The 12,674-nt window shown below is 50.7% G+C and carries 6 protein-coding genes; 3 read left to right on the top strand and 3 right to left on the bottom strand.

What is annotated here, in order from left to right:
• Positions 1 to 1,878: 1,878 nt before the first annotated feature.
• The 3 genes from MXE41_RS11490 to MXE41_RS11500 all read right to left on the bottom strand — a co-directional run bounded on the left by MXE41_RS11490 (position 1,879) and on the right by MXE41_RS11500 (position 6,245).
• Positions 1,879 to 2,796 (bottom strand): flagellin, encoded by a 918-nt coding sequence (locus tag MXE41_RS11490; protein WP_246978696.1) that lies wholly within the window; start codon positions 2,794 to 2,796, stop codon positions 1,879 to 1,881.
• Positions 2,797 to 3,306: 510 nt separating this feature from the next.
• A complete protein-coding gene (gene pgm / locus MXE41_RS11495) occupies positions 3,307 to 4,959 on the bottom strand; it encodes a phosphoglucomutase (alpha-D-glucose-1,6-bisphosphate-dependent) (protein WP_247100586.1) in 1,653 nt (550 codons plus the stop codon).
• 1,004 nt (positions 4,960 to 5,963) lie between these two features.
• Positions 5,964 to 6,245: an HU family DNA-binding protein gene (locus MXE41_RS11500; protein ID WP_246978694.1), complete on the bottom strand. Its 282-nt coding sequence runs from the start codon at positions 6,243 to 6,245 to the stop codon at positions 5,964 to 5,966.
• Between the two features lie 1,583 nt (positions 6,246 to 7,828).
• On the opposite strand from MXE41_RS11500, the gene purH reads away from it, so the two are divergent.
• The 3 genes from purH to MXE41_RS11515 all read left to right on the top strand — a co-directional run bounded on the left by purH (position 7,829) and on the right by MXE41_RS11515 (position 12,453).
• Positions 7,829 to 9,463, top strand: a complete 1,635-nt coding sequence (purH, locus tag MXE41_RS11505) for a bifunctional phosphoribosylaminoimidazolecarboxamide formyltransferase/IMP cyclohydrolase (protein ID WP_247100587.1) — start codon at positions 7,829 to 7,831, stop codon at positions 9,461 to 9,463.
• 415 nt (positions 9,464 to 9,878) lie between these two features.
• Positions 9,879 to 11,174 carry a phosphoribosylamine--glycine ligase gene (purD, locus tag MXE41_RS11510; RefSeq protein WP_247100588.1) on the top strand — a complete coding sequence of 432 codons (1,296 nt, stop codon included), beginning with the start codon at positions 9,879 to 9,881 and terminating at the stop codon, positions 11,172 to 11,174.
• Between the two features lie 487 nt (positions 11,175 to 11,661).
• Positions 11,662 to 12,453, top strand: a complete 792-nt coding sequence (locus MXE41_RS11515) for a sulfite exporter TauE/SafE family protein (RefSeq protein WP_247074008.1) — start codon at positions 11,662 to 11,664, stop codon at positions 12,451 to 12,453.
• The last annotated feature ends 221 nt before the right edge of the window (positions 12,454 to 12,674 follow it).

The raw sequence follows: 12,674 nt of genomic DNA on the forward strand, positions 1-12,674 counted from the left end.
TTGAAGTCTGAGACAAACAACAGAGAGGACTCTGCTTAAAGACAAAAATCAACAGTGACCTGCCCTTTCAGGACATCACTTCAAAAATATCAGAGATTGACAAATGTCAAAATTAATGCCTTGTATTTATGATAAAGAGGTCATATTGTTTCATCCGGGTGCACAGGCTCCTTTGCAGTGCAAAGTAGAAATAATGAATTAAAGACACAATTTCTGTATCTTGTCATAGGTATACAGCTGAGGACCGAAATGGTACTTTTGGTGATAATGAAAGCCAATGACAACGTTTGCACTGTAATTGCGCGTTGTAATGCAGATAGTATGCGTGTCGCAGCCCACAAAATTGCAAAAACTTATGGTCATTTTCCTTGATGCAAATTACCACATTTCCTTACCGTAAAAACGGCATTCCTAGATATAAGAAAAGGCCTGGATTTGAGGAAAATTTCAAAAATTTTCCAATTTGTTCGGAACTTTTAGCTGGTTAAAATGTTCTAAAATACAGTTACGGAAACGGTACTTGTAACAGCTCAAAAGGTTGTACTTGTTGTTGTATGTTGGTTGCACTCTAATTGTGCATAATCAGACATCAAATGGTAGCCGCATACATCATGGCTAATACTCAGCCGCACCTTGATTTCCACACTTTTATGTTTTTCGGTGCAGTAATAATCCGTGCACACCTCATATGCTGCATATGCGGGAAGTTATTACTGTGTAAATCAGTCTGACCATTCATTTCTCTCTCATAAGTTCTCCTGGTCAGACCTCAGGAGTGTTTAATGATTACTTTATTTGCTGCCTTATTTGTTATGTGTGTTGTTGCATCCGGCTTATTCTTCGTACTTAAGCCAGTAGAGCAGTACAACAGCGAGAGCTAAAACCAGGCAGCATCTGACAGCCCTGTCGGCTGTACGAAAAAGCCTGAGAGGCCGGTAACAGACATTACCGCTATTAAGAGAGAATATTCAGACAGCTCGTGCCCAAACACGCCCGAGCCAGCGTCTGTCCCGCAAGAGCGCCTGCAGATCATGCAATCCCCATTGATCTCAGGCGTTTCTTATTTTCCCCAAAGCACCAGCCACCTCCGCCTCCCGCCCCCATCCCCTCAACAGAAGCAGAGCATAAGGCACTCGCCCCAGCCCTGCCACCACAATTGCCTCTGTCTTTGCCACAGGCTCAGCCACAGCTACAGCCCAATACTCATCGTCAGGCCCACAAAGAACAGTGCAGGCACCTTCCACCGCATCTTATTGCCAGAACCACCAGACCATGCGTTTAGCACCACCGTTTTGCGCCAGCCTGCATGCGTGCAGCCTTTGAGGCTGTTTTTCTTTCAATTCTTGTGGGGGATGCAACAGCTGAAGCTGAGCCCTGCCACCGCGCCATCCCCACACTCACTGAGACCATGCGTTTAGCATCACCATTTTGCGCCATCCTGCATGCGTACGACCTTTGAGGCTGTTTTTCTTTCAATTCTTGTGGGGGATGCAACAGCTGAAGCTGAGCCCAGCCAGCCCCCCATTCACCGAGACCTTGCGTTTAGCACCACCATTTTGCGCCAACCGGCATACGTACAGCCTTTGAAGCTGATTTTCTTTCCATTCTTGTGGGGGATGTAACAACTGAAGCTGAGCCATGCCACCACGCCCGTCACCTATTCGCTGAGACCCTGCGTTTAGCATCACCATTTTGCGCCATCCTGCATGCGTACGACCTTTGAAGCTGTTTTTCTTTCCATTCTTTTGGGGGCATAACATCAAGTAGTCGAGCGTTTACGAGAGGCAAGAATGAATAAAGCCTCCAGCTCTTATGAACCGGAGGCTTTATTCATGTGCTACAGAGGCCAATGGCTCCTGTATGAATGTAAGTCAGGTATTAGCCTAACAGAGACAGACCCAGCTGAGGACGGGTGTTGGCCTGCATCAGCATAGAGGTAGCTGCTTGCTGAATAATGGACTGCTGGCTCAGGTTGGCAGACTCCTCGGCGAAGTCAGCGTCACGAATGCGGCTGCGGGCGTCTGCCTGGTTGGCAGAAACATTAGCCTGGTTGCGGATTGAACTCTCTAACCTGTTCTGAATCGCACCTAGTCCAGCGCGCTGGCCATCAACCTTGGCAATAACACTGTCAACCTCTGCGATTAACTTACTGGCATCATCAGCAGTTGCCAGAGTAAATCCAGTATCCTTATTCCAAAGAGCTGCACCAGCAGCAGGAGGATTACCACCAGCCTGGCCAGCAAAGAGCTTGGACATAATAGTGGTCTGGACTTCAAAGTCGATGGTGTCACCGTTGTTAGCGCCTACCTGTAAAGTAAGTTTACCTACAGACTTGTTCTGACCACCGTTCTTGCCATAGATTGCAGAGGTGTTGGCACCGTCTAATACGGTCATGCCGCCAAACTTGGTCTGGCGGGCAATACGGGTGATTTCAAAACCCAGAGCGTCAGCCTCTTTCTTTAAGGCGGCACGATCTTCGGCAGTATTGGTGCCGTTGGCGGCCTGAACAGCCAGAGTACGAATCTTCTGCAGCATGGAGGTGGTTTCGTCCATGGCGCCTTCGATGGTCTGGGCAAGGGCAATACCGTCAGAGGCATTGCGGTTACCCTGATTAAGACCATTAATCTGAGTAGTTAATCTGGATGATATCTGAAGACCAGCAGCATCGTCTTTTGCACTGTTGATTCTCATACCAGAACTGAGGCGCTGATACGTAGTAGTCAGCTGATTCTGAACATTATTAAGATATCTGCGTCCATTTAAGGAGCTCACATTTGTGTTTACGTATACTGCCATTTATTGTCTCTCTACATAGTATTGCGACATCTGGCATTCGATGTCGCGTATTTATAGTCTATGCCCGTTGTAACGGGGATATTGATGTATTTGACTAAAAGTTATCATCGGACATAAATATCGTATAAATAGACACTTGTATACCAGTCATAGATGCAACAACCACGACTTGGCAAAATCGACAAAGCCCGTCAATACGCCAATGTTAACGATCACTAAGTATGAACATGCACGTAAGGATGTGTGAGTTCAAATGTGTTTATTTGCAGTTTTAGTATGCATCTCACGCACGTTTTTTAAGTTCCGTAAATGAGTTTGTTTACACCGCTCATGCTTTTTGCCCCCTGTATGCTTTGGGCGGAATGTAAGCCAAGACCATTCAGACACCGCTTTTCCAAAGAAAAATGCCAGGCTGTTACACCTGGCATTTTTCTGTTCTCATGAGTGCTGCCCTGTACCGGGCAGCATCACCTGGCAGGATTGTACTGCCTGCGGTATTCGGCTGTGGGGTTAAGCGCCGGCCTTCTTTAAGGCAGCGTCAACAATCTCGGTAGCTTCCTTCTCGATCTGCTTGACGTGCTCTTCACCCTTGAATGACTCCATGTAGATCTTGTAGATGTTCTCGGTACCAGATGGACGTGCTGCGAACCAGCCGTTCTCGGTGACTACCTTCAGGCCGCCAATTTCAGCACCGTTGCCGGCAGCAGTGGTGAGCTTCTCAAGGATTGGCTCGCCTGCCAGGGTATCAGCTTCAACAGAGGCAGGGTTGAGCTTCTTGAGCACAGCCTTCTGTTGAGAGCTGGCTGGAGCATCAACACGGTTGTAGACAGGGTTGCCGTACTTCTCGGTCAGCTCCTTGTAGTGCTCGGATGGGTCCTTGCCGGTAACAGCCAGCATTTCAGCTGACAGCAGAGCAGCAATAATACCGTCCTTATCGGTGGTCCATACAGAGCCGTCCTTTCTTAAGAAGGAAGCACCGGCACTTTCCTCACAGCCCCAGGCCAGGGACTTGTCAAACAGACCTGGTACGAACCACTTGAAGCCTACTGGAACTTCATAAGCCTTGCGGCCCAGACCGGCAGCAACACGATTCATCATGGAGGAGGACACTACGGTCTTGCCTACCATGGCCTCCTTAGGCCAGTTCTCACGGTGGGTGTAGATATAGTTAATGGCAGCTGACAGATAGTGGTTAGGATTCATCAGACCGGAGTGGCAGACAATGCCATGACGGTCATAGTCAGGGTCGTTACCAAAGGAAATATCAAACTGATCCTTAAGAGCAATCAGACCACCCATGGCATAGCGGGATGAGCAGTCCATACGGATCTTACCGTCCTTATCGAGGCACATGAAGGAGAAGGTTGGGTCAACCTTGTAGTTAACAACCTTGATCTTCAGACCGTACTTGTCGGCAATGCGGTCCCAGTAGAACAGGCCTGAGCCGCCCAGCGGATCAACACCGATGTTAAGACCGGCATCGGCAATTGCCTTGAGGTCGATTACATTGATCAGATCATCAACATACTCGGTGAGCATATCGTATTCCTGAACGTTATCGAGCTTGAGAGCCTGGTCGTATCTTACGCGCTTAACATCCTTCAGCCCGTTGCGGATGATCTCATTGGCACGGTTCTGAACCCATGAGGTAATCTCGGTTCCTGCAGGGCCGCCGTCAACAGGGTTGTACTTGAAGCCGCCATCGGTAGGTGGGTTGTGAGATGGGGTGATTACAATACCGTCAGCACGGGCTGAACCGGTCTTGTCCTTGTTATAGGTAAGAATGGCGTGGGAAATGGTTGGGGTTGGGGTGTAGCCATGGTCCTTTTCAATACGGACCTGAACGCCGTTGGCACCCAGAACCTCTACAGCACTGGCCAGAGCAGCCTCTGACAGAGCGTGGGTATCCATACCCAGGAATAATGGTCCGCAGATATTTTCCTTTACACGGTACTCAGCAATGGCCTGTGAAACAGCCAGAATGTGAGTCTCGGTAAAGGAGCTGTTAAGAGAGGTACCACGGTGACCGGAGGTACCGAAGCTTACCATCTCGTCAGGATTGTCGACATCCGGTTTGTTTAAGTAATAAGCTGCCATCAGACGCGGAATGTTGACCAGATCTGAATCTAATGCCTTTGTACCTGCACGCTCATGAATTGCCATATGTCTTTCCTTGACCTGTTAACTATGTCCAGAGGACTTCCTGTGATCTTCAGTCCGGTTACGGCTCCCGGTCAGTCTGCATAGTACGGCCCGGGCAGCCAGCCTGGGCACCTGTTGATACCCCCGGTCTGCTGTCGTTCAGCTGCTGTCTGATAACTCAGAACCAGCCGTAGCTGATATTGCCTGCAGCATCCCTCGCACAAATAAGGTTACACACACTCTTCGATAACAGCTGCTCCATAGGACAGAACAGCCGATACTGCAGCTAACGCCATGCATAAGCACAGCTGTCTGCAGTCAGGAGAGGGCAGCTTCAGGATTGCTATGGCCTGCTGGCCTGAACTGACAATATTGCTCAACTATTGTATGGGATTTTGTCTGTCAATTACAGGCGCGACTTTGTTAAAGCGTGGTGTAGAGCACGCTATTTGAGCAAATAGCTCCCTGCAAAATGCGCTGCATTTACGCAAGCACTGCACTGACCTCATATCAGCCACCTCAAGTGACAGGTCTGGCGCTCGTAACCGCCTGCACATTCAGATAAGCATAGTCGTCGGAAGTGCAGCCAGTACGGGCGAAACTGAGGACTAATATGACAGATACGTAAAACAACTGGAGGTGGGCGCGCAAACGGTGAGAGAACCTGGCTGAGCCTGACCTCGAAGGCCAGATGGCAATTTCAGGCCGATTGCAATGAGCTGCAGGAGGGGCTGTGCAGGTCGGACGGGATGTGTGAGCAGGATTGCATGAGCAGGCTGCATGCAATGAGCTGTGGGAGCGACTGTGCAGGTCGGACGGGATGTGTGGGCATGATTGCATGAGCAGGCTGCATGCAATGAGCTGTGGGATGGGACGGGCTGGCAGGCTTGAGGGTCTGCAGGATATGGCATTGGCGGGGACGGGTGTTTTTTAAGGCCACGAAAAAAGGCAAGTTACTGCATCGCAATGCAATAACTTGCCCTTTGTGTCTTCTACTAAAGACTTGTCTTTCCAGAAGTTAAAAATTAGTCACGGTTGTTTACGGACTTCTTTAACTCGGCACCAGCGGTGAAAGAAGGGGTCTTAGAAGCAGGGATCTCAATAACCTCACCAGTCTTTGGGTTACGGCCCTCACGAGACTTACGATCAGTTACCTTAAAAGTACCAAAGCCTACTAACTGAACACGATCGCCATTGCTTAAAGCCTCGGTGATGGTCTCTAACATAGCATCTAAGGCCTTGCGGGACTGGGAAACTGGTAACTCAGAACGCTTTGCGATTTGATCGATAAGTGCAGACTTATTCATATCGATATATCCTTTCAATCCGAAACACTGGTCAGTCGACCACTCGTTTTTTTTAGAATTTCACCACATCAAATGCTAAATATCAACACAATTTTGTGAAAAATGGCATAAATAGCGGCTTTTGCTTGTGCTATTGTAAGCCCGTACATGTTTTAGCCTTATATAAAAATGCCTTATATAAGCCATTTTTGCAGCCTGTTCAGTACAGGCTGAAAGGCCCTGAACTTACAAAAAAATATTTTTGATCCCGCTACTTGAAATTAGGCCCCTAAATCCTTTATGTAGAGCCATTTCTACCCACTTTTTGCCCTGTTTTGCCCCTAAGAAGTTCCGATCATAAATCCCTTAAGTAAGCCATTTGTGAAAAATTGCTTTTACATTCTCATATAGCTGAATTCCTATCCATACTTACAGCATTGTTCTGCCATTTTCAGATCTGTAGATATGATTATAAAACCCGGTGTTTATCGCATTTATGACCTTTACCCCATTAATATACGTCAGGTGCCCGCTCCCGGCCTGAAAACATGTTGCGCAATATACGACAAGTAGCAGTAAGCAATATCATGGAGTGTATGCCTCACTCCATTGAATATCGTATGTACTCATTACACTGCTACATGGCCGGCTTTGCCTCTACCCACTTTGCTTCAGCGCAATGTGTCTCAGCCCATCGTGCCCCGGCTAACTTTGCTTCAGCGCATTGTGTCTCAGCCCATCGTGCCCCGGCTAACTTTGCTTCAGCGCATTGTGTCTCAGCCCATCGTGCCCCGGCTAACTTTGCTTCAACGCAATGTGTCTCAGCCCATCGTGCCCCGGCTCACTTTGCTTCAGCGCATTGTGACTCAGCCCATCGTGCCCAGGCTCAATTTGCTTCAGCGCATTGTGACTCAGCCCATCGTGCCCAGGCTCAATTTGCTTCAGCGCAATGTGTCTCAGCTATTTTTGCCTCAGCCCCTCCGGGCTTGTGGGATTGTGATGGCCTGCAGCTGATGCCGTAGGGTTGCTGTGCAGCTGCCTGGAAGCAAGGGGCAGTGTGCTTGCTGTGATGATAAGGATTGATGGCGGTGACTGGCAGGGGTGGGGTGGGGTTTGTGCCAGAGGCTGGGAGTGCGCTCACAACTGGCAGAGCTTTTTCAGGTGCTTTAAGCCTCTGTTTGCCGGAACCTGATGAGCTTATGATTTTTGCAGTGCAGGGGCATCAAAGGGCATTGTCATGCTAAAATATGCGCAAATTTCAGACCCTGTCCATAAGTTTTACTGATTTGAAACAAGGCTGACTGGTTCATGCCTGCAGCAAGTCAGATTATCCGGCCATATGCTGGCCCTTAAGGTTTGTATCACTGATGTGTTCGTTGCTGTACGACTGTTTTGTTCTGCAGTGACAGCAATAACCTCTGTCCTGAGCTGTAGAGCTCTGATTTCCATCAGAGATGCGCATAAGGCGCAACAGGACCTCCTCTCTTATCTTCATATCCGGTTTCTTTCTGCCGGCATCTTTCATCAGCCCTGCACCTGCGGGGCTTTGGTGTTAGATGCCCGCTGTTTTTTGTTCTTTCACCTTATCTGCGGAGCATTTAAGAATGGATTTATCTCGTCCTGTCAGAAGAGCTTTGATTTCTGTATCTGATAAGACCGGTGTCCTGGAGTTTGCCCAGGCCTTATCTAAGCGCGGTGTTGAGATTCTCTCAACCGGCGGCACTGCCAAACTTTTAATGGACAATGGTGTTCAGGTTATCGAAGTTTCTGACTACACCGGCTTCCCTGAGATGATGGACGGTCGCTTAAAGACCCTGCATCCAAAGATCCACGGTGGCATCCTGGGCCGTCGCGGCACCGATGAGGCTGTAATGGACGAGCACGGCATCAAGCCAATCGACCTTGTCTGCGTCAACCTCTATCCATTTGTCAAAACCACCTCTGATCCTGACTGCTCCCTGGAAAAGGCTATCGAGAACATCGACATTGGCGGCCCTACCATGGTTCGTGCAGCTGCCAAAAATCACCGTGACGTTGCCATCGTTGTCAATGCCGGCGACTACGATCGCGTGATCGCCGAAATGGACGCCAACAACGGCTCCCTCACCTACAAGACCCGCTTTGATCTGGCTGTCGCCGCCTACGAACACACTGCCTCCTACGACTCAGCCATTGCCAACTACTTTGGTACTATCGCCTCTGATTACGGCATCAAGGATGAGAACGAGACCGGCACTCCTGTCATCTCCGAGACCGGTGTTGAGCTGGTTAAGCGTCAGTTCCCACGCACCCTCAACCTCAACTTCGTCAAGCTCCAGGGCATGCGCTACGGCGAGAACCCACATCAGCAGGCTGCCTTCTACAAGGACACCTCCCTTACCAATGCCTCCATTGCCACTGCCGTGCAGTATCAGGGCAAGGAGCTCTCCTACAACAATATCGCTGACACCGATGCCGCTATCGAGTGCGTGCGCGAGTTCCTCGAGCAGCCATGCTGCGTAATCGTCAAGCACGCCAACCCATGTGGTGTTGCCATGGCTGACAACCTGACTGATGCCTACATCAAGGCCTTTGAGTCAGACAGCGAGTCTGCTTTTGGCGGTATTATCGCTTTCAACCGCGAACTCGACGGCAAGACCGCTCAGGCCATTGTTGACCGTCAGTTCTGCGAGGTTATTGTTGCTCCGTCCGTAACTGAAGAGGCAAAGCAGGCTGTTGCTGCCAAGAAGAACATCCGTCTGCTGGCCATCGGCGACATGGATGAGCGTCAGCCACGTTATGACTTCAAGCGTGTTAACGGCGGTCTGCTGGTTCAGGACGCCGACCTGGTCAACGTAAAGCGCGAGGACCTCAAGGTAGTAACCAAACGTGCTCCTACCGAAGAAGAGATCACCGAGATGCTCTTTGCCTGGCGCGTCTGCAAGTACACCAAGTCCAATGCCATTGTCTACACCAGTGCCAACCGCACTCTGGGCATTGGCTGCGGCCAGACCTCACGTGTCTTCTCTGCACGTATTGCCACCATTCGCGCTGAAGATGCAAAGCTCTCCCTGCAGGGTTCTGCACTTGCCTCTGATGCTTTCTTCCCGTTCCGTGACGGCGTTGATGCCGCTGCCGCTGCCGGCGTAAAGTGCATTATCCAGCCTGGCGGCTCCATCCGTGATGAGGAAGTCATCCAGGCCGCTGACGAGCATGGCATTGCCATGGTATTCACCGGCGTACGTCACTTCCGCCACTAATTAAAAGTACGTGTCTTTCAGACACGTTAGCACTTCCCCTGTCATTGAGTAAGCCCATGCTGTAACGAAACAGCATGCTGCTCCGCGCTGTGCAAGCCAGGCGCGCTGCAGCAGCGACGAGACTGCAGACTCAGCCTGTGAGCGCTGCAGCAGCGGCGTCTGAGCAACTTCAGGACAGAGGCGGTGCCGTCAGCAGCAGAACACTTACTGCTGCGACGCAGTTACATGCCCGGCATGGTGTCAGCCGCACCCAGGGTGCCTGCTCAGATGCCGGATACGCCCCGTACCGTTTATACGGTAAGGGCTAACCTGAGGGCATATCACCCTGTGGTTATATGCTCTCAGCACTGATTAAGGACGTGACTTGTCCGGGCCTGTCACAAGGTCAGCAGACAAGCATGTTCGGAGAATTTGCATGAAAGTTTTAGTTGTTGGTAATGGCGGCCGTGAGCATGCCCTGGCCTGGCGTGCTGCCCAGTCTCCACTGGCTGATATTGTCTATATTGCTCCTGGCAATCCAGGCACTTGTAAGGAAAACAAAATCGAGAACGTCGATATCGACGTCAAGGACATTCAGGGTCTGGTTGATTTTGCCCGCAATGCTGCCATTGATCTGACCATCGTTGGCCCTGAGGGTCCGCTCGTTGCAGGTCTGGTTGACGCATTCAAGGATGCTGGTCTGCGCATCTTCGGCCCATCTAAGGCCGGTGCTCAGCTCGAGGGCTCCAAGTCCTTTACCAAGGACTTCCTCAAGCGCCACAACATCCCTACTGCTGCCTATGAAGTCTTCACCATGGTTGATGAGGCCATTGCCTACATCAAGAAGAATGGCGCTCCTATCGTTATCAAGGCTGACGGCCTTGCTGCCGGTAAGGGCGTAGTAGTTGCCATGACCGAAGATGAGGCCATCGAGGCCGTCAAGTCCATGCTTGAGGACAATGCCTTTGGTGATGCCGGTGCCCTCGTTGTTATCGAAGAGTTCATGAAGGGTGAGGAAGCCTCATTCATCGTGATGTCCGATACCATCAATGCCGTTCCAATGGCCACCTCTCAGGACCACAAGCGTGTAGGCGACGGTGATACCGGCCCTAACACTGGTGGTATGGGTGCCTACTCCCCAGCCCCAATTGTTACCCACGAGGTCTATCAGAAGGTAATGGAGCGAATTATCGAGCCTACCATCAAGGGTATGGCCGATGACGGCATTCCTTACTGCGGCTTTCTGTATGCAGGCCTGATGATTGATGACAATGGCGACCCACGTGTAGTTGAGTTCAACTGCCGTTTTGGCGACCCAGAGACTCAGCCAATCATGCTGCGTATGACCTCTGATCTGGTTGACCTGTGCTACCGTGGCTGTGAACCTGGCGGTCTTGAGGGCAAGACCTGCTCATACAATCCAAATCCAGCTGTGGGCGTTGTGCTGGCTGCCGAGGGTTACCCTGCCAGTCCACGTAAGGGTGATGTCATCAGCGGACTTGATACCCCTCTTCCTGAGTACGGTAAGATCTTCCATGCCGGTACTGTTGAGAAGGACGGCCAGGTTGTTACCAATGGCGGCCGCGTACTGTGCGCAACTGCCATGGGTGAGGACGTAGCCGAGGCTACCGCCCGCGCCTATGCTCTGGCTCGTAATATCAGCTTCAATGGCATGTTCTATCGTAAGGACATTGCCCACCGCGCCCTTGAGCGCCTCAAGGGCGACAAGTAACCCCCTGGCCGTCCGTCATGGGCGCGGCTGCGCCCTGCCCATGCCGTCACCAGGCCCTGCCGGGGCCATATCGTGCCCCTGCAGAGGCCACACTCTGTCCCTGCCATGGCTCTGGCTGCTGCTCTGGCTCTGGAGGCCGGGACGGCCTCAGGAGCTGGGCACAGCCAGGCTCTGCCAGGCACCGGCCCTGCTGGCATGACCGCAAGGTCAGAACAGCCCCTGCTTTCTTAAGGCAATAAGGCATATTCCTCATGGAATATGCCTTTTGTTTTACCTTTTGAACCGATTTGACTGTTCCGGGCTTAAAAGAGGCACCACATATGATCATGGATTAAAGCCGGATCTTAACCGCGATCACAAATTGAGCTGAATTGATGATAAAAGCCCGCAACAATACGCTCTTCGATACATCATCAGAAATAAAAGATCTAAGCTTTACTCAGCTTTTCCTGATACAAGTCAGCCGCAGGAAGACTGACTTTAGCAAGTGCTTGAGAGATTTTCGATGGACGCTTCTGCCCTTCTTGACCAGGTTCTGGTCTTTGCCTTCACCTTTACCGCCAACCTTTTTGCCTCTGTATCAGGCGGTGGTGCCGGCTTCGTTCAGTTTCCTCTGCTTATTTTGATGGGACTTCCCTTTGCTACCGCCCTTGGTACCCACAAGGTGGCCGTAGTATTCCTGGGCATAGGAGCTCTGGCAAAGAAAAAGAGCAGCAATTACAGCATCAGCCGCTCTGTTGCCCTGGTGATGATGCTGGCCGGATGCCCGGCTGTAGTAGCAGGTACTCTGATTGTCATTAACGTGCCTACCAAAGCTGCAGAAATCACCGTAGGTCTGGTCACCATTGCCATGGGCCTGTACACCATGCTCAAAAAAGGCTTTGGCTCGACTGGAGTGGAGAACATCTCCCGCTCCCGCTTTATCCTGGGCATATTCCTTATCATAATCATTGGCATGTTTTCAGGCTCACTGTCATCAGGTGCCGGACTGTTCTCCACCCTTACCCTTGCCATGGTCTTTGGCCTTGAGCTCAAGCGCGCCATCTTCCACACCATGGTATTCGTAGCCACTATCTGGAATGCTGTGGGCGCCTTCACTGTAGGAGCGGTAACAGCCATTCACTGGCAGTGGATTCCGGCAATGATTGTGGCCTCCTTCCTTGGCGCCTATATAGGAACCTCGCTGCTGCTTAAAATGCCTACCGAAAAGGTCAGAGTAGTCTTCTCCATAGTGGCCATGCTAAGCGGAGTCCTGCTCATGTACACAGCCCTTAAGTAGCAGATCAGTGCCACCACCAGATACGACAAAGCCAGGCTTAATGCCTGGCTTTGTCGTATCTTAATCAGCCCCTTTGGAACTGTAAGCAATTAAGTTGATCTTTTAAAACCATTGATTCGATAGTTCCAGAGAGGAAATGGCCCAATGGGTTCCATGTCTATCGATTTCATCTGGGCATCACTGATTTTGATGCCTGTTTCATAGCTGTTGAAATCTGGTAC

Source organism: Anaerobiospirillum sp. NML120449, from assembly GCF_023051105.1.
GTDB lineage: Bacteria > Pseudomonadota > Gammaproteobacteria > Enterobacterales > Succinivibrionaceae > Anaerobiospirillum.